Below are 23,931 nucleotides of genomic sequence, written 5' to 3'. Positions count from 1 at the left end.
TGACGTACTCGCTGTCCAGCACGTCCAGCATGGAGCCGCGCAAGAGCCGCACCACCCCCGCAAGCATGAAGCCGAAAAGGCCCAGGGTCACGGCCGGCAGCACGTACGACTCGATGCCCTCCTTGCGGCCGGCGGGCAGGACGTCGAGGTTGACCGCGAAGATGGATATCAGCACGATGCCGGCCCAGAAGGTGGGCACGGACTGGCCGAACAGCGCCACGGTGCGCGCCCCCACGTCCCAGAACCCGCCCTTCCGCGTGGCCGCGACGACACCCAGCGGCAAGGCTATCAAGAGCGCCATGGCGGTCGAGAACGACACGAGCTTCAGGGTGTTGGGAAGCCGCAGGCCGATGAGCTCGGCCACGGGCTTGCGGGTGCGGATCGACGTTCCCAGGTCCCCGTGCAGCAGGCTCAACACGAACCGCGCGTACTGGACGTAGATGGGCTGGTCCAGCCCCAGCTCCCGGCTCATCTCCTCCTGGATCTCGGCCGAGGCGTCGATGGGCAGCATCACGTCCAGCGGATTGCCTGTAAGTCGCGCCAGAGCGAATACCAGCAGGCTGATCACCAGCAACGTGACAAGGCACTGGATCAACCGGCCGGCGATGTAGCGTTGCATGGGATTTCGTGGTCGGGAGGCGTGTGGCCCGCACCGCTCGAATCGCTGGCGATTCCTGTGGTACGGGCCACCTCCCGCAACTGTCGCGCTAGCCTACTTGGCAGTCACCAGGCTGGGCTCGATGTAGCCCCGGTGGGGCCGCACCTGGATGTCCTTCACCTGGTTCCCGTAGCCCCACAGGATTCCCTTGACGTCGCCGATGGGTACGCCGCGGTACTCGTTGTAGAGTATCTTGTAAGCCTTCTTTACCTGGGCCGCGATGCCGTCGATGGTGGCTTCCCCCGCCGCTTTGCTGGCGATGTCGTCCACGGTGTTGGCCATCTTGATGATCCTGCCCTTTGCCGACCACCAGATGCGCAGGCTGTCGGAGCCGTTGAGCCGTCCGGTGGTGGCGAAGGTGCCGGCTTGCCCCACGATCTTGGGAGATTGCGGGTTGGCGATGTAGAGCGGACGGAACGCCCCGATGTCGGTGGGGACGATGCTGGTCTTGACTCCGATGGCCTCCCAGTACCCGGCCACGATCTCGGCAAGTTGGAGGTACTGCGTGAAGCCGCCCGTGGGCAGCGCGAAGAGCTTGATGGAGAAGCCGTTGGGATAGCCCGCTTCCGCCAGCAGCTTCTTGGCCTTGGCCGGGTCATAGGGGTACGGCTTCAGGTCCGTGGGATAGCCGATGGAGATGGGAGAGCTGGGGAACACCGCCGCCGCCTTGCCCTTGCCGTGCAGCAGCGTGTCCACGATCTCTTGCCTGTTGACCGCCAGGTTCAGGGCCTGGCGCACGCGCACGTCCTTCACCGGACCGGCCTCGTCATAGTAGGTGGCGTAGAGGTGGATGCGCACGGACGTGGGCTGGGGGTCCTCGGCGATCTTGAAACCGGCCTTGCTCACCTCCTGGACCTCGTCCAGCGAGATCCGCGCCACGTCTACCTGGCCGGTCTTCAGCATGGCCACGCGAGTGGACGCCTCCTTCACCAGCACGGTGCGCATGCGGTCGAAGTTCGGTGACGCCCGCCAGTGGTCCTTCACGGCCTCGAACTCGATGAAGTTGCCGACCTCGTGCTTGACGAACTTCCAGGGCCCGGTGCCTACGGGCTTCTGGGCGAAGCCGTCCCAGCCGACCTCCTTGATGTAGGCCTTGGGGAGCACGATGCCCTCGATGCCGGGCTGAAAGGACATGTCATACGGAAAGGTAGGCCATGGTTTCGCCGTGACCACCGTCACCGTATGGCGGTCGACCACCTCTACGTCCTTGATGCCCTTGCGGAACTGGCGCACCCGGGAGGCCTTGGCCTTGGGCCGGCGAAACCCCTCCATCAGGGTGAACTGCACGTCCTCGGCGGTCATCTCGCTGCCGTCGTGGAACTTGACCCCGGGCCTCAGCTTGAAGGTCCACGACTTGCCGTCCGCCCCAGGCGCCCAGCTCAGCGCCAGTCCCGGCGAGAGCTTGCCGGCGGCGTCGATCTCCGTGAGCCAGTCCCACAGCGGCCCTACCAGCCCCAGCGAGGCGCTGATGGAGGTGCGGGTGGGATCCATGGATTCCTCGCCGAAGCTTCCGGCCGCGTACCGCAGCGTCTTTCCGGCATCCGCCGCGAGCGCCGGCGCGGCCAGGGCCAATGAGAGCGCTAGGAACAGGAACAGAAGGAGCCTTTTCGAAGCGTTCAACATGGTAATATCCTCCTCGTCGTCGATTCGGTTGGATAGCCCTTGTTTGCGCCCGGGCTTGACACGCCCGCACATTACTCCGGTTGAAGTTCGGAGTGCAAGAGATGCCGTGCAGTCGTCACCCCAGGCTTGACCCGGGGTTCGGTTCCTGACAACCCCTTTGCTGACATGCACCTCGAAACCCTGCTGATCATCTTCGTCGCCCTCGGCGCCGGCGCTTTCTCGAAGGGGGCCACGGGGATGGGCCTGCCGCTCATCGCGGTACCGATCATGGCGGGTTTCCTGGGCGCCCAGCAAGCCGTCATCGTCATCACCATCCCCAACATGGTCAGCAACTTCTGGGTCATGTGGTCCTACCGCTCCAGGTTCCACACCGTGCCGGGACTCGTCTTCGCCACCATGGCGGGGGCCGTTGGGGTGGCCGGCGGCACCTGGTTCCTGGCCACCGCCAACGAGCGCATGCTGACCCTGGCGCTGGCGGTGTGCGTGGGCGCCTACCTGGTGCTGCTGGCCTTCCGCATCGAGATCCGTTTCAGCGGACGGTTGGGCCGTGTCCTTTCGCCGCTCATCGCCGCCCTGGCCGGCGTCTCCCAGGGCGCGGCCGGCATATCCAGCGCGGTGGTGGCCGCGTGGGTGCGCGCGTTCCAACTGGAGAAGGAGGCGTACATCTTCGCGGCGTCGACGATGTTCCTGGGCCTCACCACCATGCACTTCCTCTTCGTCCTGGCGGCCGGGCTGTTCGATCGGCAGCTCCTCGGTCAGGGAGTGCTAGCCCTCGTCCCCATCGCGCTGTTCCTGCCCTTGGGAATGCGGACAACCCGCTACATCAGCAAGGAGTGGTTCAACCGGGTCATCGTCACCCTCATCATCGTGATGGAGGCCAAGCTGATCTGGCAGGGTGTGGCGGGATAGTAGACACTCGGAAAACGCTGAAGGCGTCACCATCCAGTGCGATCCTGTCTCTGGCAAGGCGTGGCGAGATAGGTGACACTCGGAAAACGCCGCCGCGCGAGGGCTCAAAACGTCACTCGGGGCCTGCAACGTCACCCCGGGCCTCCACCGCGTCACCCCGGCCCTCCACCACGTCACCCCGGACTTGATCCGGGGTCCAGGGGCGGGGCGGGGAATCAGTCCGGCAGGTGCGCGGTTTCCGGCAAGCCGAGCATCAGGTTCAGGTTCTGGATGGCGACGCCGCTGGCGCCCTTGCCCAGGTTGTCGAGAAGGGCCACCAGCAGGGTGTGCCCCGAAGGGTGTGGCACCACATGCAGTTCCATGCAGTTGGTGTCGTTGCACGCCTGCGGGTCGAAGCTGCGCTCGTGGGCTTCGCGCGGGTCCGGATGATGGATGACCCTGACGAAGGACTCGCCGTCGTAGCGTTCCCGGAGACAGTCCAGGATGGCCGTGCTGTTGACGCCCATGGGCAGCACGCCGAGCGGAACCGGCACCTCGACCCGCATGCCGCAGCGAAACGCCCCCACGGCGGGCACGAACAGCGGTTCCAGGGTCAGCCCGCTATAGGCTATCATCTCCGGTATGTGCTTGTGCCGCGCCCCCAGGGCATAGGGCGCCTCGTAGGGCAGGGAACTCAAGCCCTGCTCGGGACTCTCCCATTTCTCGATCAGTCCTCGGCCACCGCCGGAATAGCCCGACAGGGCGTGGACCGAGACCGGGGTATCGTGGGGCACGAGTCCTTCGTCCACCAGCGGCCGTGTCAACAGGATGAAGGCAGAGGGGTAGCAGCCCGGGTTGGCCACGCAGGGAGCCTCGCGGATAGCATCCCGCTGCCCGGCGTCGAGCTCCGGCAAACCGTATGTCCATCCCTCGGCGACCCGGTGGGCGGTGCTGGCGTCGATCAGTCGCGTCCCGCATCCATCCGCCCACCGCGCTGCTTCGCGCGCCGCGTCGTCCGGCAGGCACAGCACCGTCAGATCCGCCGCTTCGATGGCCGCGCGCCGCGCTGCCGCGTCTTTGCGCCGGTCGTCGTCCAGCGTGGACAGCTCGATGTCCCGGCGTCCCGCGAGCCAGTCGCGTATGCGCAGGCCCGTGGTGCCCGCGTGGCCGTCTATGTGTACTCTCGGTGGCATGGATTCGTCTCGATTAGCGCCTTCAAAGGTTGAATCTAGCAAAAATCCTTCAACGTTTGCACAGCGCGGCACCTGGTCGAATGGAACCCCCTTTTGAGCTAGAGAGTACCGGCGATTCCGCGTCGCGCCGTGCGCAGTCAAGTAGTTGTCGGCAACAAGACGACCGAGATGCTTGTTCACGGCTTGGCGTGAGACGTTGAAATGGTCGGCGCAAATCTGCGCGATGTTTTCGGGGTGGGCACGGACCTGCCCAAGGATGTAGTCCCGAATCGCGCAGACCCTCTCTCGTGACGTGCTCGTAAACCGGCAAACCCCGGCTTTACGGCCTCCAACGGAATTGCTAATTTGCCTTCATTCCACGGCTCGTCTTTCCGTGAAGGGAAACGGGCATTTCTGATTGATTCAAGGAGGAATAGAATGGACGCCGATGCCAAGAAGACCGCACTTCGCATGATCCCCTACGGACTATACATCCTGACTGGTGAGGCCAAGGATGGCCGGGTGGCCGCGGCCACGGTGAACTGGGTGACGCAGGCGTCCTTCGCGCCCCCGCTGGTGGTGGTGGGCGTGAAGGCGGACTCGGGCGCGCACGACATCATCAAGGAATCCGGCAGCTTTGCCCTGAACGTGCTGGGCAAGGGGCAACAGGGCCAGGCCTTCACGTTCTTCAAGTCGCTGGAGCGGGAAGGGGATACCATCGGCGGCGAGGCGTTCTCCGCGGGCGCCACCGGCGCTCCGGTGCTCGCCAACGCGCCGGCCTTTGTCGAGTGCAAGCTCGTGGATACGGTGGAGAAGGGCGACCACTCCGTGTTCATCGGGGAAGTGGTGGAGGCCGGCGTGAGGGGCGAGATCTCCGGCCGTGCCGATGACGCCACGCTCCTGCTCAAGGACCTGGGCGACTCGGTCTTCTACGGCGGCTGATACACGGCGCTCGAAGCGCCGGGAGGATGCCGCGTGCTCCGTGCGCGGCACGCCATGACAACCTCAAGGCTCGTCGGCTGGTTGCAGGACATCGTGGGTGGCGACGGCGTGGTGTCGCACCCCACGGAGTTGAGCGTCTACGACTGCGATGGGTACACGCTGGAGAAGTCGGCGCCGGACATCGTGGTGCTGCCGCGTTCCACCGGGGAGGTGGCCGCGGTCCTCAAGCGGCTGCGGCGTGAAGGGGTGCCGTTCGTGCCGCGCGGCACCGGCACGGGACTGAGCGGCGGCTGTCTCCCCTTGGGGGCTCCGGTCATGGTGAGCCTGAGCCGCATGAACCGGATCCTGGAGCTGGATCCGGCCAACCGCCGCGCCGTGGTCCAAAGCGGCGTGATCAATGCATGGGTAAGCCGGGCGGCCAAGCCCCACGGCCTCCACTACGTTCCCGATCCCTCGAGCCAGATGGCCTGCTCCATCGGCGGCAACGTCGCGGAGAACTCGGGCGGCCCGCACACCCTCAAGTACGGCGTCACCACCAACCACGTGCTCGGGGTGACGCTGGTGCTTCCGGATGGTGAGGTCGTCCGTCTCGGCGGAATGACCGAAGATGCGCCGGGATACGATCTCCTGGGGGTCACCGTCGGCTCGGAGGGCACCTTCGGCATCGTCACCGAGGCGATTCTCAGGCTCCAGCCGGTGCCCCAGGCATGCAAGACCCTCCTGGCGGTGTTCGATTCCGTGGCGGACGGGAGCGCCGCGGTGTCCGCCATCATCGCCGGCGGCATCGTCCCGGCCGCCCTGGAGATGCTCGACCACTTGATCATCCAGGCGGTGGAGGACGCCTTCCATTTCGGCTTCCCTCGCCACGCCGGCGCGGTACTGATCGCCGAGCTTGACGGACTGGAGGCCGGCCTTGACGGAGCCGCCGGCAAGGTCAGGGAGGTCTGCGAAGCTAACCGCGCCACCGAGATACGGGTGGCCCGTGATGACCGCGAGCGCGAGGCGTTGTGGAAGTGCCGCAAGCGCGCCTTCGGCGCCCTGGGGCGCCTGGCGCCCAACTTCTGCTGCCAGGACGGCGTGGTGCCGCCGAACCGGTTGCCGGAGATCATGGAGCGTATCGCCGCCATTGGCAAAACCTACGACCTCCGCATCGGCAACGTGTTCCACGCGGGCGACGGCAACATCCATCCCATCCTGCTCTACGACGAGCGGGACCGGGACGAAACCGAACGGGTGGTGGCCGCCGGCCGCGAAATCCTGCGGGAGTGCGTGAGGCTCGGCGGCAGCCTGACCGGCGAGCACGGCATCGGGGTGGAGAAGGTGGCGTTGATGCCGTTGATCTTCACGCCGGACGACCTGCACACCATGGAAGAGGTGCGCGGCGTGTTCGACCCCGACGACTGCTGCAACCCCAACAAGATATTCCCGTCCGTGGAGCAGCAGGTCGAGGTCCGGGCGCCGCGGCGCCAAGCGGCGATGTAGGCCGCGCGGTCGGGCTGTTTCTTGTGGCCGCGGCGATCATGAAGTCCGCGGTTTCGGGAAGGCCGCCCGTCGAGCGTGAGGCGGGTCTCGACCCGGCGCGCCTCGGGACGATTGGTATGAGTCACACTTCTCCCCTCGATCCGGCACCGGACTGGGATGGTTTCGACGACGACCTGCGCGAGTCCCACGCGGCCGCCGGAACGCCGGCCGATTGCGGGCGGTTCACCATCGACGGAATCCGGCCGGTGCGGGTTCTCTTCCCCAGGTCGTCGGAGCAGGTGTGCCGTATTCTGGAAATCGCCTCCACACGCGGCGTCGCGCTGGTGCCGGCGGGCTTCGGCGCGCATCTGGGCTTGGGTGCGCCTCCGCGGCGGCCGTTTGCCATCCTCTCGCTGGTCTCCATCAACGCGTTGGTGGACCACCAGCCCGCCAACATGACCGTGACCGCCCAGGCGGGCATGAGCGTGAGCGAGCTTCAGGCCGCGGTGGCCGAGAGCGGCCAGTGGTTGCCCGTGGAGCCGCCTCTTCCCGCGGACACCAGCGTGGGCGGCCTGATCAGCGCCGACCTGAGCGGCCCGTCGCGCTTCTCCCAGGGAACCGTACGGGACCTGCTGATCGGCATCACCGTGGCGCGCGCCGACGGCACCCTCGCCAAGAGCGGCGGAAGGGTGGTGAAGAACGTCGCCGGCTATGACCTGGCCAAGCTCTACTGCGGCGCGTTGGGGACTCTGGGAGTCATCGTCGAGGCGACCTTCAAGTTGCGCGCGCTTCCCGCGACGGTGGCGATGGCGCGGGTGACCTGCCGTGACGTGGCGGAAGCCGGGAAACTGTTGGAGGGAATCCGGACCGCGCCGCTGGAACCCTTGTTGATCGAACTCCTGACGCCTGTCCCGGCCGGCGGCGGCGATTGCGTCATCATGCTCGGCTTCGGCGGTTCCGAAGAAGACGTGGCGGATCAGCGAAGGACCCTCACGGGATTGGCGCGCGGGAATACGATCGAGGAGTTGACGGGAGAGGACGCGGGCGCGGCCTTGGCCGAGTTGCGAGACGGCAACACGCGGGGCGAGGGCGTTCTGAAGCTGAAGGCAGCCCTCCTGCCCACTGATATGCAGGCGTTCGTGGCGGCGCTGGAGCATGCCAGCGCGAAACACGGGTTGACGATGGCGATGCAAGCGCACGCGGGCAACGGCATCGTGCGGGTTCGCGTGAACCGGCCGGAAGTGGGAAACATGAGGTATTCGGCGCGTGCCCTGGTGGAGGAACTGCGCGCCGCCGCGGCGGCCTTGGGTGGCACGCTGGTCGTGGAGCAGGCGGCTTCCGACGTCAAGCCGGAACTGGACATTTGGGGCGGCGAGATCGCGGCGCTGCCCCTGATGCGGCGTATCAAGGAGACCCTGGATCCCAAGGGAGTCCTGTCGCCGGGACGGTTTGTCGGGGGAATCTAGCTGCAGCGGCCCGTTCGCCTTACCTGCCGCCCGTTTCGGGAAACGGATGTCGTCAAGCAATGAGTTCACAACTCGCTGATTTCGAAAGCTCCGGAAACTGTATTCATTGCGGGCTCTGCATTGCGTCGTGCCCGACGTTTCTGGAGCTGGGGACCGAAATGGACTCGCCGCGGGGCCGCATCCAACTCATGCGCTCGCTCCGCGACGGGTCGGTGCCACTGGACGACACGAGCGTGCGGCACCTGGATCTGTGTCTCGGTTGCCGCGCGTGCGAGACCACGTGTCCCTCCGGCGTGCGCTATGGGAGCCTCATCGAAGGGGCGCGCGGGTTCATCGAATCCCGCCACCGGCGCTCCTGGTTGGAACGAATGAAGCGGGGGCTCCTGAACCGCGCCTTTCCCAATCCGACGATCATGAAGGCATTCGGCTGGACGGTGCGCTCGATGACACGGCTCGGGCTTCGGCGTCTGGCCGGGACAAAGCTTCTGCCGGCGTTCGTCCGCCGCTCACTGCGATACCTGCCCGAGCCGGAAGCGCCTTTCCGGTCCGTGAACCTTCCCGAAGTGACGGCGCCGGCCGGTCCGGTGCGGCACCGGGTGGGCCTGCTGGCCGGGTGCGTCATGCAGAGCCTGTTCGGCGACACGCATGCCAGCACGGTGCGGCTGCTGACGCAGCACGGGTGCGAGGTCCGGGTTCCGGCAGGTGCGGGATGCTGTGGCGCCTTGCCGTTGCACAACGGTGACCGGGAGCGGGGTCTGGCGCTGGCGCGCCGGACCATCGCCGCGTTCGATGCGCTGGATGTCGAAGCGGTGCTGACCAACGCGGCCGGTTGCGGTGCGGCCATGCGGGAGTACGGCGCGCATTTCAAGGACGATGCCACGTATCGCCCAGGGGCCGAACGTGTTGCCGCCAAGGTGCGCGATGTGGCAGAGTTCCTTCATGCGTTGCCCGACTTCGCGCCCACAAGGAACGTGAACATCAAGGTGGCTTATCATGACGCGTGCCACCTGCTGAACGGGCAGGGCGTGGAGGCGCAGCCGCGTGAGCTTCTCAAGAACATCCCCGGTATCGAGTGGATCGACCTCCACGAAGCGGATGTCTGTTGCGGCAGCGCGGGGACCTACAATCTCACGGAACCGGAGCTGGCCGGCAGACTGGCCGCACGGAAGGCCAGGAACGTGATGGCGACCGGGGCGGACGTGCTCGTGACCGGGAATCCGGGCTGCATCCTGCAGATCCGGGCCGCCCTGCGAGAGCAAGGATCTTCCATTCGCGTCGTGCATACCGCGGACTTCCTGGCGCAGGCTTATGTCAGCGGGCCGGCGGCGCGGGATTCAGCCGGCGCACCCGAAACGGAGTAACCCATGAGAGACGGTTTGCGCATACTCGACAGCGACATGCACGTGTTCGAGCCCCACGATCTCTACCTGACCTACATGAATCCCAAGTGGGGCGACCGAATTCCGCGCGGCGAGGTGCGGGGCAAACGCGAGGACAAGGGCCTGACACTGCACGGCATGACACGCTATGTGCTGGGCGATGGCACGCCGATCCGCCCTCCTGGAAAAGCCGTGCACTTCCACGAGCAGCGCCAGAAGGACGCCTACATCAAGCCGGCGAGCCAGAACTACAACAACTTCTCGCAGGTGGAAGCCATGGAGGTGGAAGGACTCGACGTTGCCGTGCAGTTTCGCACCGCGCCGTTGCACACCAACGAGGACTTCGAGCCCGACTACGCCAACGATCTGTGCAAGGCCTGGAACGACTGGATGTACGACTTCTGCGGCGCCGATAGATCGCGCCTCAAAGGCTCGGCGCTGATCACCTTGCACGACGTGGACCTCGCGGTGAAAGAAGCGCGCCGGGCGGTCAGGGAACTGGGGGCGATAGGGCTGTCGCTGTGCCCGGAACCCATCAACGGTCACCACATCCATGATCGGCACTTCGATCCGCTTTGGGCCGAGGCCATCGATCTGGACGTGCCCATCTGCTTCCATCCGCCGGCACGGCCCAACCAGATCCAGGTGGCCCGGCGCTTCGAGGGGCATCCCAACGAAGACCTGCTGGTGAACCCCCTGCGCAATCCGGTGGAGTTGATCCTGGCCGTCAGCGCCTTCTGCGCGGGCGGCGTGCTGGAGAAGTTCCCCAAGCTGCGCGTGGCTTTTCTCGAGGGCAACTGTAGCTGGCTCCCGTGGCTGATGTATCGCTTGGACGAGTACTGCGAGCTCCAGGGGGCGATGGCGGAGATCCCGTTGCGCAAGAAGCCCAGCGAATATTTCCGCGAGCAGTGCTTCATCTCCGCGGACGTGGACGAGGCACTGGTGGTGAGCGTCATCGACTACATGGGAGACGACAACATCGTCTTCTCCACGGACTACCCGCACATCGACTCGCGCTGGCCCGACGCCGTCTCCACCTTCCAGTCCATCCCCGGGCTCAAGAAGGAATCCCTGGAGAAGATCCTCTGGACCAACTGCGCGCGGCTGTACGGGTTGGATTAGGACAGGACATCCATGACAACGCGAAGTGCTGTTTGGGCTCCTCCCGCGGAGGTGTCGCGGGAGGCGTGTCTCGCCGACTCCATGGCGGTTCTGGCGATGCCGGACATCCCGCTCAAGGAGTACGAAGATCTGGTGCGCATCGAGGCGGTGGGGTTGGAGTGGGACATCGGCGCCCGGATCTACGAGCCGGAGGATCCCGCCAGGATCCTCGTGGGCGCGGACGGGAAGAAGGCGGGGGCCTACCTGCTGTCCGGCGGTGACGGCGACTTCAAGACCATGGCGCCGGTGGCGCGCCTTCTCGCCGGGAAGTTCGGCTTCAAGGTCGCCACCATGACCTATCCCGGCCGGCTCTGTCTGGACGATCCGTCGCGCAACTGGCCGGGAGACACGATCAATCCGGACGGGAGCATCCGCACCCCTATCTGGCTCACCGGCGAGCACATCACGCCGGACCAGTACGAAGTGGTGAAGGACAGCTCGCTGCGCGAACGCTACGGCACTCGCACCGTGCTCCATGCCAGGCCCGGCACGACCTTCTGGTATCGCCTCGCGGGCTGGCCCGCGGCCTTCGAGGAGGGCGGCAAGCAGGTCATGGCGCGGAACCTTCCGGACGGGGAATACTCCGTCTACGTGCACGGCCACTCCACCGGCGGCCCCTTCGTCTTCATGCTGTCCCAGCGGGTTCCCAACATCGCCGGCGTCATGGCGGTGGAGAACTCGTCCTTCGGCTACATCAACCAGGCCAAGCTGGCGGTGCAGGGTTCCCTTGGAGCCATCGGGGACTATGAAAAGCGGGTGACCGAGACCAGCCGGGTGGACCCGTTCTACGAACTGTACATCCGCACCTGGCGCGACAAGGCGCGCTACATCGGCCCGGAGAAACTCGGCCAGGACGGCCCCGTGGCGCTCATGCGCCTGCCGCTGGTGATCGAGGAAGTGATGGAGGCGTGGGAAGCGGCCCGGAATGAGCCCCAGTTCAAGTGCGAGTACGTCGTGAGCATGAATATCGAAGCCTCGCTGGAAGCCGGCGCGCGCGTCAGCGCCGAACGGCTGGGCCTTGATGAAAAAGGTACCGCCGGGCTGGTGCGGCATTATCTGGGCTACGGGCACGAGCTCCAGGGACCCGGCGTGAAGCCCGTGCCGCCGGTGCTCTTCTGCGTCACCAAGGACAGCCGCGATCATTCCGCCGATTCCTACCGGAGCCTGGTGATGCCCATGTTCGCGCGCATGGAGCCCGCCCCCAAGACCGCCCTGATGCATTTCCAGGCCGGCGTCCATTCCTACTGGACCCCGGAAACGGACCTGCCTCGCGGCGTGGCCCCGAGCGTCGCCAAGACCTGGCACGACGCCATTACCGGCGGGTACTTCCTTGCGGGGAGCGGACAGGGGGGCTGAGGAGCGTCGCCGCGGTCACGGCCGCGGCGCGCCGACCCCGGACGACCGGAGCATTCGCCCGTGACCACGCTGATTACCGGCGCCGGACTCGTGGGAACGTCCTTCGCGCAGTCTGCCGTGCGCAGGGAAGTCCCGCTGGTCTTCTATGATGCGCAACCCCAGGGCGACTTCCTCAAGCGAAAACTGCCCGGCGCGGACGTCGCATTCGTCCAGGGCGACATCCTCGATCTGCCGGCGCTGCTTCACACCATGGCGAAGCATCGGGTGGACACCGTGGTCCACACCGCCGGACTGATCGGCAACAAGGTCGCGGAGTCCCCCTACACGGGTGTCCGCATCAACGTCATGGGGACCATCAACGTCCTTGAGGCCGTCAGGTTGGCAGGTGTGCGGCGTCTGGTGCACATCAGCTCGCTGAGCGTCTACGACCAGCGCCGCAAGTGTCCCGCGCCGTTGCGTGAGGACTTTCCCCGGGGCAACGGCAGGCTCTACGACAACACCAAGGTGGCCAAGGAGTTGATGGTGGAGGCCTACCAGGGCCTCCACGGTTTCGAGGTGATCGCCCTGCGCCTGGCGAAGCTCTACGGGCTCGGCCGCTTCCGCGGCGGCTCCTCCGGCGGCCGCCTCATCCAGACCCTCGTGGAGTCCGCCCTGTGCGGTCAGGTCGCGCGCGTACCTCGACCCCTGACCACGGACTTCGAGTACGTTTACGCCAAGGACGTGGGCCGCGCGGTCGACATCGCCGCCACCATTCCTCTGCCTGCACAGACGCACTTCAACATCGGTAGCGGCGAGGTGCTGACCTTCGTGGCGTTGGTCGCCGCCATCAAGGGAGTCCTCCCGACCCTGGAAGTCGAGATCCTGCCCGGCCCGCCGCCCCCGCTACAGGTGAAGCAACCCATGGACCACGCTCTGGCCCGGAACGTGCTGGGATGGGAGCCGCAATACACCGTGGAAGAGGCGTTCAAGGACTTTGTGGCGGACCTGGAGTAGGTGGGCGGCGAACAGGCTCATTCCCCGAAGTCTTCCCGAAAGCGTTCGATTTGATGCATGCGTTCGTGCAGAACCGTGACGATACCGATGTCCCCGTTGCGTAGCGTCTTCCAGTAGATGAAATGTTTCTTGTGCCGGAAGACGTAGCCCTTCACTCCAAATTCGGCCGGGATCGGACGTGAACGAACACCACCCGTTCCGATCTGCTCGAATGCCTCGAACAGCCCGGTTATATAGCCCTCCGCCTGGTCCGCTCCCCAGTGCGCCAACGTATACCGGTAGATTTCGTCGATGCGGAAGGAGGCCGCTTCCTGTACGCGGACGGATGTCACGCGTCGGTCCGGGTCTTGTTCCTCGCGATGACCTCGGTCGCGGAAAGGGGACGGAAAGACTCATCCGGTGCCGCGAAGGCGAGAGTCAGTTCGGCCTTCAGCCGCTCAAACGCCTCGTGTTCCGCGCGTTCCTTGTCCCGCCTGATCAGATCGCGAACGTATTCGCTGATGTTTTCATAGGACCCGCTCTCGCCGACGTTCGCCGAAACGAAGTCACTGAGTGAGCCGCTCAGGCGGACGGTCATCGTGGTGGTACGTGGCATGCTATGGGCTCCCCTTGGATAGTGCGTGCAGTATACACAATATTGAATACGCGGCAAGTGATCGGGGCTTTTCTGCTGCCGCCCCACATTGACAGCCTGGAGGGAGGTGAACTAGAAACCTGTCAAGGTAGCTTCGCCTACCCACGGGGTTCATAACAGCGCGCCAACCCAGGTACGAAGACGGTCACAAGGAGCAGGAACATGGCCAGGAACGGATATAAGGTATTCGACAGCGACATGCATGTGTACGATGCTCAGAACCTGTACGAGAAGTACATGAACCCCAAGTGGGGCGACCGGATTCCCATCGGCAAGGCGCGCACCAAGCACGGGCGCATCGAGTTCAGCCTGGGCAATGGCAAGGTGATGCGGCCGCGGGAGAAGCTCCTGGAGCACGGCGAGGACAACGTGGCCGACCGCTACGGCTACGCGCTGGAGCATGGGTACGACGCGCCGTCGCAGGTGGTTGCCATGGACAACGAGGGGCTGGACGTGGCGGTGATGTTCCGCACCTCGCCGCTTCACTGCGACGACAGCTTCGAGCCGGAATACGCCAACGACCTGTGCCGGGCATGGAACGACTGGATCGCCGACTTCTGCAGCGAGCGGCCGGAGCGCATGAAGGGGTCGGGACTGCTGACGCTGCACGACGTGGACATGGCCGTGGACGAGGCCAGGAGATCGGTGACGGAGTTGGGCGTCGTAGGCCTGTCCGTGTGTCCCGAGCCCGTCAACGGCCGGCGCATCCACGACCGCTACTACGATCCCCTGTGGGCGGAGATCGACCGGCTGGGAGTGCCGCTGTGCTTCCATCCGCCCGCCAACCCCAAGCAGCAACAGGTGGCGCAGGAGTTTTACGGCCACCCCAATTCCAGCGTCATCGCCATGGCGTTGCGCAACCCCATAGAGCTGCAACTCGCGGTGTCGGCCTTCTGCGCGGGCGGTGTGCTGGAGAAGTTCCCGACAATGAAGGTGGCGTTCCTCGAAGGCAACTGCGCGTGGCTGCCGTGGTTGCTCTACCGTTTGGATGAGCGGGCGGAGCTTCACGGCGCCCTCACCGACGTACCGCTGTCGCGGAAGCCCAGCGAGTACTTCCTCGACCAGTGCTACATCTCGGTGGACGTGGACGAGTACCTTGTGACGGACGTCATCGGGCGGCTGGGCGACGACAACATCGTCATCTCCACCGACTATCCGCACATCGACGCGCACTACCCGCGCGCGGTGGAGGAGTTCATGGCGACGCCGGGCGTGAGCGAAGCCGCCATGAAGAAGATCCTGTGGGACAACTGCGCGAGGCTGTACGGCGTGAGCTAGCGGGCATACTCTCCCAACCCCGAATCGTCCGTGCTAGATTGCCGGCATGGCGACTCTGATCACGGGGAGCGGGCTCATCGGGGCCTCTTTTGGGGAGTTCGCGGCCGAGCGGGGCGAGCGGCTCGTCTTCGTGGACTTCCAGCCGCGGGACGACTACCTGAAGCAGAAGCTCGGCGGCGCGGATTACGTCTCCCTTCAGGGGGACGTGCTGGACCTCCCGGCTCTCGCGGGCATCATCAAGGCCCATGATGTCGATACGGTGCTGCACACGGCGGCCATCATCGCCGGCCGGGTGGCCCGGGAGGGTTACTGGGCCTTCAACGTCAACATTCAGGGCACCATCAACGTCGCGGAGGCGGCGCGGCTCGCGGGAGTCAGGCGGGTTGTGCACATCAGCACCCTCAGCGTGTACAACCGCGCGTTCGAGGGATCGGACCCCGTTCCCGAGACGCTCCAGCGGGGCGACAGCACGGCGTACGGCAACTCCAAGGCCGTGCAGGAGCTGGTGCTGGAGGCTTATCAGCGGCTCTACGGCTTCGAGCTGATGGTGGTGCGGCTGGCGCACGTGTTCGGACTGGGTCATTTCCTCGGCGGGGCCGAGAGCGGCGCCGTCACGCATACGCTGTTGACCCGCGGCCGGGAAGGCGGCGTGGCGACGATCCCGCGGCGCCAGGCGAGGCCCCTGGAGCGCATTTACGCCAAGGACGTGGGCCGGGCGGTGGATCTCGCCGCCACCGTGCCGGTGCCGCCGGTGAACGTGTTCAACATCGGCACCGGCCTGGTCACGACCTTCGAGGAGTTGGTGGAGGCGGCGAGGGCCCTCTATCCGGGCCTGGAGGTGGAAGTCGTCCCGGACGGCACGCCGCACGTGGGGCCGAAGCAGCGCCTGGATATCTCAAGGGCGAAGGAACACCTCGGCTGGGAACCCCGGTTCGACCTCGAGGCCGCGTTGCGCGACTACGTCAAGGACCTGGACGCGCTGGAGGCGTAGCGCCGTGCCGCGGACCCACGGCAGGAGGCCTGATCCGGTGTCCCTTCCGGTAAGGTCCGACGGCGCGGGCCATCGGGGGAAGGAGACGGACACATGAGCTCAGGACATGCATCGGAATCCGAGGCCGTACGTGCCCGCCTCGACCATCCGATCATCGACACCGACGGCCACACGGTCGAGTTGACGCCGCTCTACCTCGACTACCTGAAGGAGCTCGGCGGCGCCGACATGCCGCGGCGCTACGCCGAGGCCGTGAGCGCGCGTTCCAACAGTCGCTGGGCGTTCATGACCGAGGCGGAACGGCGCAGCGTCCGCGCCCACTGTCCGCCGTGGTGGGCGCGACCGGCGAGCAACACCCTGGACCGGGCCACCGCGTCGCTGCCGCGGCTCCTGCACGAGCGCATGGACCGGCTGGGCATCGATTACGCCGTGCTCTATCCCACCGAGGGCCTGGCCGGCCCGCCGCGGTTCGAGGACGAGGAGATCCGCCGCGTATCATGCAGGGCGCTCAACAAGTTCCACGCGGAGTTCTACGGCGAGTGCTCCGACCGCATGACCCCGGCCGCGGTGATTCCCACGCATACGCCGCAAGAGGCCATGGAGGACACCGAGTACGCCGTCAAGGAACTGGGCCTCAAGACCATCGTCATCTCCCACGTGGACCGTCCGGTGCCGCGGGTGGAGGAGGAGCGTCCCGATCTGGCGCCGTTCGCGCGCTACATCGATACCCTGGCGCTGGACAGCGACTACGACTACGATCCGTTCTGGCAGCGCTGCCTGGAGTTGGGCGTGGCGCCGACGTCCCACGCCAGCGGCCAGGGGTGGGGCAGCCGGCGCTCCGTATCCAACTACATGTACAACCACATCGGTCACTTCGCCTCGGCCGGTGAGGCCATGTGCAAAGCGATGTTTTTCGGCGGGGTTACCTATAGATTTCCGAAGCTAAACTTCGCATTTCTGGAGTGCGGCGTGGCTTGGGCCTGCAGCCTTTACAGCGACATCCTGGAGCACTGGGAGAAGCGCAACCGCGACGCCATCGCCGGGCTGGACCCCGAGAGCACCGACGTCGATCTCATGATGAAGCTGGTGGCGGAGTATTCCGGCATCGACAGCGAAGCCAAGCTCGAAGAGATCCGCGCTTCCCTCGGCCGCAAGCAGCGGCGCCCCGAGAACCTCGACGACTGGTCGCATTGCGGCATCGACAAGGCCGAGGACATCCGCGACCGCTTCGTGCCGCGCTTCTATTTCGGGTGCGAAGCGGACGACCGCATGATCGCCTGGGCCTTCAACGACAAGCTGAATCCCTTCGGCGCCCGGCTGGGCGCCATGATGAGCTCGGATATCGGCCACTGGGATGTCGCGGACATGACCGAGGTGGTGGCCGAGGCCCACGAACTGGTGGACCATGGGCACATCACCGACGAGGATTTCCGTGACTTCAGCTTCACCAACGCGGTGCGCTTCTACGCCGGCGTGAACCGGGATTTCTTTACCGGCACGGCGTGCGAGGACGCGGCCGCCCGGGTTTTGGCCGTGGATTGATTCCCGCGGGTAGGCGCGGCCCAAGGATTTGAACCGGAGACAGGGGAGAGGAACGCTCATGAAGGATGGATTGAAGGTGATGGACTCGGACATGCACGTGCGCGAGCCCAGGGACCTCTGGGAGAAGTACCTGGAGCCCGAGTGGCGCGACCGCGGACCCAAGATCCTCAGCACCACAGCCCGGAGCTCGGCCATGGTCATGCTCGACGGCCAGATACTCAAGGGTTATCCGCCCAGCTACCGCGGCGGCATCTTCGACGCCACCCGCATCGACGCCGAGATCGCCGATGCCCGCGCGCGGGGTTTCGACGGGGTGTCCCAGCTCGACGCCATGGAAAAAGAGGGCCTCGACCTTGCGATCATGTATCCGTCCATCGGCCTCGGCGTCATGATGCGCGACGACATGGACCCCAAGCTGGGGGCCGCGGTGGCCCGGGCCTACAACAACTGGCTCCACGACTTTTGCCAGACCGATCCCGAGCGGATGAAGGGCTCGGCCATGATCTCGCTCCACGACGTCACCGAGGCGGCCAAGGAGGCCAGAAGGGCGGCGGAGGAACTGGGCTTCGTGTCCGTGTTCGCCCGGCCCGAGCCGCTCCGCTCGCTGCCGTGGCATTCCCGCTACTACGATGTCCTGTGGTCCACCCTGGAGGAGCTGGGCATCCCCATCGGCTTTCATTCCGCCGCCTCCGCCGGCGAGGTCCGGCAGATGGGCGACGTGTTCGGCGATGACCTCCTGCTGCGCCACATCTGCGAGCACCCGATGTCCAACATGATGGCCATGGTCGACATCATCGGCGGCGGCGTGCTGGAACGTCACCCCAAGCTCAAGGTGGCCTTCCTCGAATGCTACTGCGGCTGGGTCTCCTTCATGCTCCACCGCATGGACGGCGCCATGGACAAGGCACGCCACCCCAACGTCTCGGAGCTCAAGCCCAGCGAGTTCTTCAAACGCCAGTGCTGGATTTCCACCGAGTCCGAGAAGGAGCTCCCCATGATCACCGAGCTCATCGGTGACGACAACATCGTCTACTCCACGGACTACCCCCACGGAGACTCGGACTTCCCCCACGCCGTGGAAGAGTTCCTGGAGGTCGCAGGCGTCTCCAAGGAAACGAAGCGGAAGATCCTCTGGGACAACTGCGCGCGGCTTTATGATCTGTGAACAGAAGGGGTGGGTTTTGGCATTCTCCCTTACTCTCCTCAACCTGTTTTCTTTTTTCGCTGGTCTTCGTACGCCGCCTTGGCCGCGGCGACGGCTTCCATCGCCGCGGCGCGGAACTCCGGCTGCCGCCTGGCGGCCTCGTCGTAGCTGGTTTGTCTGCCGTCGAACTGGCCCTGAAAATGCGGGACCACGTGGCGGGCGAACAGTTCGTAGCTCCGGTTGGTGGCGGCCCAGTCGGCCCAGTCGTGGCACATGAACAGCACCACGCCGAAGCCGCCGGTGCCGGCTTGCATGCGCTCGATCTCGCGGATGGCGTCGTCGGGCGTGCCGATGATGGCGCGGCCGGACTCGACGATGAATGTGCGCGTGTCGGTGACTTCCTTGGGAACGGTCTGGTTGGGCAGCACGTCGCGGGCGTAGCCGCCCCAGGCGTCGATGCCGAAGCGCACGTCCTCCATGGCCTGCGCGCGCGTGTCGGCGATGTGCATCTGCACGGCGATGCGGAATTTCGCGCGGTCGGCCGCGCGGCCCTCGGCGGCCGCGGCCTCTTCGTAGATACCCCAGTTGTGCGCGTAGGCGGCCAGCGCCTCGTCGGAGTGTCCGCCCAGGGACAGCAGGCCCAAGCCGTGGCGACCGGCCAGCGATGCGCCCGCGGGGGATCGGATGGTGGTCACCGCCATCTCCATCCGCGGCCGGGTGAACGAGGCGTGCTGCAGCTTGGCGTTGTCGAGGGTGAACCAGTCGGCCTTGGCGCTGACGCGCTCGCCCTCCAGGAGCGGTATGATCACGTCCAGTGCCTCGTTCATCATGCGCCGCGTGCGGCGCGGGTCGACGCCCATCTGTGTGGCGTCCGAGGGCAGGGCGCCCGGTCCGACTCCGAACATGGCGCGCCCGCGGGTCATGTGGTCGAGTTGGACCATGGCGTCGGCGACCATGAAGGGATGGACGTAGGGCAAAGACTTCACGCCCGTGCCGAGGCGGATGCGGCGGGTCTCCCGGGCCGCGGCCGCAATGAAGATCTCGGGCGCGGCGATGGTCTCGAATCCGCCCGAGTGGTGCTCGCCGATCCACGCCTCGTCGTAGCCGAGGCGGTCCAGCAGCATGATCAGTTCGAGGTCGCGCTCGAACAGAAGGGTAGGGTTCTCGTTCAGCGCATGGAAGGGCGCCAGGAAAACCCCGAATCGCAGCATGGTATCGGACACGCGGGGGTGCCTCCCTTCCTCGTCGGGTTTCGGTGTCGCGGAAACCTACGCGTCGATGCCGTAGAAGTTCACGCAGTTGTCCCACAGGATCTTGCGCGCGTGCTCCACCGGCAGTTCCTGCTGCAAAAAGGAGTCCACCGCGTGGGGAAACTCCGAATCGCTATGGGGATAGTCGGACGAAAAGACGATGTTGTCGTCGCCCATCAACTGGATGACCGAGCCCACCTCGCGCTCCTCGCCCTCGCAGCCGACCACGCACTGGCGCTTGAAGTACTCGCTGGGCTTCATGGTGAGCATGGGGGCATCCGCGGCGCCCAACTGGCTCCAGTGGGTGTCCATGCGGCTCAGCCACGACGGCGTCCAGCCGCAGTTGCACTCCAGGAAGGCCACCTTGAGCTCGGGAAAGCGCTCCAGCACCCCGCCGACGATGATGTCCACCATGGTCACCATCTGGCCGGTGACGTGGCTGCAGATGTGGCGCATGAGGCGGTTGTTCTGGCCGAAGCGCTCGATGTGCGGGTAGTAGCCGGAGTTGGTGCACTCGTGGAATCCCACGGGCATTCCCAGCGCCTCCAGCTCCGCCCACAGCGGTTCCCAGTAGAGCCCGAACCAGGTGTCCCCGGGAAGCGGCGTGGCCCGCATGAACGCCGTCACGAACCCGAGGTCGTTGGCCGCGCGCCGGGCCTCCCGCACCGCCAGCGAAACGTCATGGGGCGGCAGCATGGCGGCGCCCTTGAGGCGCGCCGGGTCTTGCTGGCAGAAGTCGTAGAGCCAGTTGTTGTAGGCGCGGCAGATGGCCTCCGCCAGCAGCGGGTCCATGTCCGGCACGGTCATGATGTGCAGGCACGCGGTGGGGAACAGCACGGCCACGTCCAGCCCCTCGATGTCCATGGCCTCGAGCTGGGACTTGGCGTTGAAGCCCTGGTCGCGGGCGAAGCCGATGACGTCCTCGCGCGTGGAGGCGCGGCGCTTGCCGATCATGCGCGCGTCATTGGCCAGCGACGGGCTCTTGGCCCGGGGCTCCTTGCCGTCCAGCAGCAGCAGATTGAAATCGCCGCGGCTGGGGACGTTCACGACGCGTGGCGCATGCTGCTTGAAGGGTGCGTCGACGTAGTTCTCCCAGAGGTCCGGCGGCTCCATGATGTGCATGTCGGAATCGATGATCTTGAGTCCGTTCTTCATCGGATCTCCCTTCCAGGGCGCTGGCGCCACTCATCCCGAATACCGTTGGCGTTCCCGCGAGTCAAGGCGGCTTTGACTCGCATGCCGCGAGGTTTCTATAAAGGAACCTCGTCGTGCTTCCCGCGGGAACCGCACGGAGGAAACAGGCGAAGGAGGACCCAATTCATGGCGCAAGCCCTCGACGGCATCAGGATTCTCGATCTCAGCAACTACATCGCCGGCCCGTTCGCCGCCATGCTGCTGGCGGACATGGGGGCGGCGGTGGTGAGAGTAGAGAACACGAACGGCGGCGACCCCTTTCGGAAGTGGAGCGGCGAGCCGCGCATGTACAGTCCGCTGTTCCGCAGCTACAACCGCAACAAGCGCGCCATGACGCTCAACCTGCGCCATGCCGAAGGCAAGGAGATCTTCCTTCGCATGGTGGAGGACGCCGACATCGTCATCGAGAACTATCGGCCAGGCGTGATGGAGCGGCTGGAGCTCGGCTACGAGCGTCTGAGCAAACTGAATCCGCGCCTCATCTACTGCGGCATTTCCGCGTTCGGTCAGACCGGGCCTTACCGCGAGAAGCCGGGGTTCGACACCCTTGGGCAGTGTTTGAGCGGCCTGCTGAGCCAGATCATCGACCCGCAACAGCCGCAGCCGCCGGGCCTCGCCTTCTCGGACCATCTCGGCGGCCTGTTCGCCTGTTACGGCATTCTCACCGCCTTGATGGCCCGGGAGAAGACCGGCAGGGGCCAGAAGGTGGAAACCTCGCTCATGGAGGCATCCATGGCGTTCATCGGCCGCAGCATCACCCAGTACTTCGCTACGGGAGACATCCCCAACGTGGAAAGCCGGGGACGTTCAGCCGGCGTGTACGCGCTGCTGGCCGGGGACGGCCTGCCGTTCGTCGTCCACCTCTCGCACCTCAACAAGTTCTTTGTCGGCCTCACCCACGCCATCGAGCGTCCCGAGCTTGCGGACGACCCCCGCTTCCGCGAGCACCAGGACCGTCTCGCCAACTACGATGACCTCAAGGCGCTGTTGCAGGAGACCGTCGGCGCCAAGCCCCGGGCGCACTGGCTGGAGGCGCTGACCCGCAACGACGTGGCCAACGCGCCCATCAACCGCCTCGACGAGGTGTTCAACGACCCCCAGGTGCAGCACCTCGACCGCATCATGGAATTGCGGCATCCCAAGCACGGCACCATGCACACGGTGCGGAGCGGGGTCAACCTGAGCGAGACGCCCGCGAACGAGGCGGGGCTTCCGCCCGAGTTGGGCGAGCACAACACGGAGGTCCTGCGAGAGCTGGGATTCGACGAGAAGGACATCGCACGCTTGGCGGAAGCAGGGACGATATAGCAGGAGGACCGGAGTCCTCCCCGACCAGCGTCGCGGCCCTTGAACCGGAAAGCGTTTTGGGCGCATACCGGAACGGTACCAAGACTCAGCAAAGGAGCTCCACCCATGGCACGGGACGGTTTCAGGATTCTGGATTGCGACATGCACGTGTTCGAGCCGCACGATCTCTACCTCAGGCACATGGACACCAAATGGGGTGACCGGATTCCGCGGGGGAAGCCACGGACAACCCACGGACAGATCAAGTTCACGTACGGCGACGGCACGCCGGTGCGGCTCTCGGGTGTCTCCGCGCGTCCCAACGTGACGCCAGGCGAGGACAAGGTGGCGCATCGTTACACCAAGCCCCTGGCCCGGGACTACGACGCGGTTTCACAGGTCGAGGCCATGGACGACGAAGGGCTGGACGTGGCGGTGCTGTTCCGTACGTTTCCACTTCATACGGACGATACGCTGGAGCCGGAGTTCGCCAACGCGCTGTGCCGCGCATGGAACGACTGGTGCGCGGACTTCTGCAAGGAGAGCCCGGAAAGACTCAAGGCCTCGGCGCTGATCACGCTCCATGACGTGGACCTGGCGGTGGACGAGGCCCGCCGTGCGGTGACCGAGTTGGGAGCCGTGGGACTTTGCCTGGTGCCCGAACCGGCCAACGGCCGGCACATCCACGAGTATTACTTCGACCCGCTGTGGCGCGAGGCGGAGCGTCTCGACGTTCCCATCTGCTTTCACCCCGCGGCCGCGCCGCGCATGGATCAGGTGGCGCAGCGCTTCAACGGTCTCCCCAACGAGGGACTCCTGGTCAACTCGTATCGCAATCCCGTGGAACTGATGCTGGCCGTGGGGAGTTTTTGCGGCGGCGGCGTGCTGGAGCGGTTCCCGCGCCTCAAGGTGGCGTTCCTCGAGGGCAACTGCGGTTGGCTGCCGTGGGTGTTGTACCGGCTTGACGAACGTTGGGAGTTGCGCCAGCACCTGTGCGACGAACCGTTGTCGATGAATCCGAGCGACTACTTCATTCGTCAATGCGTGGTCGCCACCGACGTGGAAGAGGACCTGGTGGCCGACGTGGTGGAGCGGCTCGGGGACGACAATATCGTCATCTCAACGGACTATCCCCACGCCGACTCACGCTGGCCGGAAGCGGTGGAGAGCTTCCTCAAGATCGATGGACTCCGCGAAGCCTCGAAGCGCAAGATCTTCTGGGACAACAGCGCGAGACTCTACGGCATGCCATGACGACACCCCCGAGGTCGCCGAGGCGATCCCGGACACAGGGAGCGGAGTGAAACGACAAGGGGGGCGGGTTTCAAACCCGCCTGTCAATTGACGACACGTAAACTCAGGGATGCGCTTACGACGCCAATAGTGTCGTTATTTCCATAGGTTAACCCAAACATCCAGCGCCAGACCCTGCCCCTGCTTCCACTCCCGTGCGCTCCGAGTTCTTTTCTGGTGTTGACTTTAGGGTTGACTCTTGTGCGGTCCAATTCTAGA

General features: G+C 65.6%; 21 protein-coding genes. 14 read left to right on the top strand and 7 right to left on the bottom strand.

Translation table 11 applies throughout. The features are described 5' to 3' along the window. The coding region (locus OXF11_16900; GenBank protein MCY4488775.1) for an ABC transporter permease at nt 1–619 on the bottom strand (619 nt) is incomplete at its 3' end. A 93-nt stretch (nt 620–712) separates the two neighbouring features. Further along, nucleotides 713–2,281 (bottom strand): ABC transporter substrate-binding protein, encoded by a 1,569-nt coding sequence (locus tag OXF11_16895; GenBank protein ID MCY4488774.1) that lies wholly within the window; start codon nt 2,279–2,281, stop codon nt 713–715. 165 nt (nt 2,282–2,446) lie between these two features. On the opposite strand from OXF11_16895, the gene OXF11_16890 reads away from it, so the two are divergent. After that, on the top strand, nt 2,447–3,190 hold the full coding sequence (locus tag OXF11_16890) for a sulfite exporter TauE/SafE family protein (GenBank protein MCY4488773.1): 744 nt from the start codon (nt 2,447–2,449) through the stop codon (nt 3,188–3,190). Between the two features lie 215 nt (nt 3,191–3,405). Here OXF11_16890 and argC read toward each other — a convergent pair whose 3' ends face one another. Next, nucleotides 3,406–4,362 (bottom strand): N-acetyl-gamma-glutamyl-phosphate reductase, encoded by a 957-nt coding sequence (argC, locus tag OXF11_16885; GenBank protein MCY4488772.1) that lies wholly within the window; start codon nt 4,360–4,362, stop codon nt 3,406–3,408. Nucleotides 4,363–4,779: 417 nt separating this feature from the next. Between argC and OXF11_16880 the strand changes: the two genes are divergently transcribed. The 7 genes from OXF11_16880 (at nt 4,780) to OXF11_16850 (ending at nt 13,099) form a co-directional block, all read left to right on the top strand. After that, nucleotides 4,780–5,283 carry a flavin reductase family protein gene (locus tag OXF11_16880; GenBank protein MCY4488771.1) on the top strand — a complete coding sequence of 168 codons (504 nt, stop codon included), beginning with the start codon at nt 4,780–4,782 and terminating at the stop codon, nt 5,281–5,283. Nucleotides 5,284–5,337: 54 nt separating this feature from the next. Beyond that, nucleotides 5,338–6,765 (top strand): FAD-binding protein, encoded by a 1,428-nt coding sequence (locus OXF11_16875; protein ID MCY4488770.1) that lies wholly within the window; start codon nt 5,338–5,340, stop codon nt 6,763–6,765. A gap of 116 nt (nt 6,766–6,881) precedes the next feature. Then, complete coding sequence (locus OXF11_16870) at nt 6,882–8,210, top strand: FAD-binding oxidoreductase (GenBank protein ID MCY4488769.1); 1,329 nt, start codon at nt 6,882–6,884, stop codon at nt 8,208–8,210. 59 nt (nt 8,211–8,269) lie between these two features. After that, nucleotides 8,270–9,571 (top strand): heterodisulfide reductase-related iron-sulfur binding cluster, encoded by a 1,302-nt coding sequence (locus OXF11_16865; GenBank protein MCY4488768.1) that lies wholly within the window; start codon nt 8,270–8,272, stop codon nt 9,569–9,571. Between the two features lie 3 nt (nt 9,572–9,574). After that, nucleotides 9,575–10,711: an amidohydrolase family protein gene (locus OXF11_16860; GenBank protein ID MCY4488767.1), complete on the top strand. Its 1,137-nt coding sequence runs from the start codon at nt 9,575–9,577 to the stop codon at nt 10,709–10,711. Between the two features lie 12 nt (nt 10,712–10,723). Further along, nucleotides 10,724–12,106, top strand: coding sequence for a hypothetical protein (locus OXF11_16855; GenBank protein ID MCY4488766.1), 1,383 nt, complete (start codon nt 10,724–10,726; stop codon nt 12,104–12,106). Between the two features lie 60 nt (nt 12,107–12,166). Further along, on the top strand, nt 12,167–13,099 hold the full coding sequence (locus OXF11_16850) for an NAD(P)-dependent oxidoreductase (GenBank protein MCY4488765.1): 933 nt from the start codon (nt 12,167–12,169) through the stop codon (nt 13,097–13,099). A gap of 17 nt (nt 13,100–13,116) precedes the next feature. On the opposite strand, the gene OXF11_16845 is transcribed toward OXF11_16850, so the two are convergent. Together OXF11_16845 and OXF11_16840 are read right to left on the bottom strand one after the other, a co-directional pair. Continuing rightward, nucleotides 13,117–13,431, bottom strand: a complete 315-nt coding sequence (locus OXF11_16845) for a type II toxin-antitoxin system RelE/ParE family toxin (protein MCY4488764.1) — start codon at nt 13,429–13,431, stop codon at nt 13,117–13,119. After that, complete coding sequence (locus OXF11_16840; GenBank protein ID MCY4488763.1) at nt 13,428–13,694, bottom strand: addiction module antitoxin; 267 nt, start codon at nt 13,692–13,694, stop codon at nt 13,428–13,430. Before OXF11_16840 ends, OXF11_16845 begins: the two co-directional genes overlap by 4 nt. A gap of 201 nt (nt 13,695–13,895) precedes the next feature. On the opposite strand from OXF11_16840, the gene OXF11_16835 reads away from it, so the two are divergent. The 4 genes from OXF11_16835 (at nt 13,896) to OXF11_16820 (ending at nt 18,709) form a co-directional block, all read left to right on the top strand. Beyond that, nucleotides 13,896–15,011: an amidohydrolase family protein gene (locus tag OXF11_16835; protein ID MCY4488762.1), complete on the top strand. Its 1,116-nt coding sequence runs from the start codon at nt 13,896–13,898 to the stop codon at nt 15,009–15,011. 46 nt (nt 15,012–15,057) lie between these two features. Continuing rightward, nucleotides 15,058–16,002, top strand: a complete 945-nt coding sequence (locus tag OXF11_16830) for an NAD(P)-dependent oxidoreductase (protein ID MCY4488761.1) — start codon at nt 15,058–15,060, stop codon at nt 16,000–16,002. A 93-nt stretch (nt 16,003–16,095) separates the two neighbouring features. Further along, nucleotides 16,096–17,544, top strand: a complete 1,449-nt coding sequence (locus OXF11_16825) for an amidohydrolase family protein (GenBank protein ID MCY4488760.1) — start codon at nt 16,096–16,098, stop codon at nt 17,542–17,544. A gap of 58 nt (nt 17,545–17,602) precedes the next feature. Further along, complete coding sequence (locus tag OXF11_16820; GenBank protein ID MCY4488759.1) at nt 17,603–18,709, top strand: amidohydrolase family protein; 1,107 nt, start codon at nt 17,603–17,605, stop codon at nt 18,707–18,709. Between the two features lie 38 nt (nt 18,710–18,747). On the opposite strand, the gene OXF11_16815 is transcribed toward OXF11_16820, so the two are convergent. Then, nucleotides 18,748–19,911 (bottom strand): LLM class flavin-dependent oxidoreductase, encoded by a 1,164-nt coding sequence (locus tag OXF11_16815; protein MCY4488758.1) that lies wholly within the window; start codon nt 19,909–19,911, stop codon nt 18,748–18,750. A gap of 45 nt (nt 19,912–19,956) precedes the next feature. After that, a complete protein-coding gene (locus OXF11_16810; protein ID MCY4488757.1) occupies nt 19,957–21,093 on the bottom strand; it encodes an amidohydrolase family protein in 1,137 nt (378 codons plus the stop codon). 165 nt (nt 21,094–21,258) lie between these two features. Between OXF11_16810 and OXF11_16805 the strand changes: the two genes are divergently transcribed. Together OXF11_16805 and OXF11_16800 are read left to right on the top strand one after the other, a co-directional pair. Next, a complete protein-coding gene (locus tag OXF11_16805) occupies nt 21,259–22,440 on the top strand; it encodes a CoA transferase (GenBank protein MCY4488756.1) in 1,182 nt (393 codons plus the stop codon). A gap of 105 nt (nt 22,441–22,545) precedes the next feature. After that, nucleotides 22,546–23,673, top strand: a complete 1,128-nt coding sequence (locus OXF11_16800) for an amidohydrolase family protein (GenBank protein ID MCY4488755.1) — start codon at nt 22,546–22,548, stop codon at nt 23,671–23,673. Nucleotides 23,674–23,931: the final 258 nt, after the last annotated feature.

It is taken from the genome of Deltaproteobacteria bacterium (assembly GCA_026712905.1).
Lineage (GTDB): Bacteria > Desulfobacterota > Binatia > UBA9968 > JAJDTQ01 > JAJDTQ01.
Note: the sequence above shows the minus strand (reverse complement) of the source record. Positions and strands in the feature narration are given on the sequence as shown.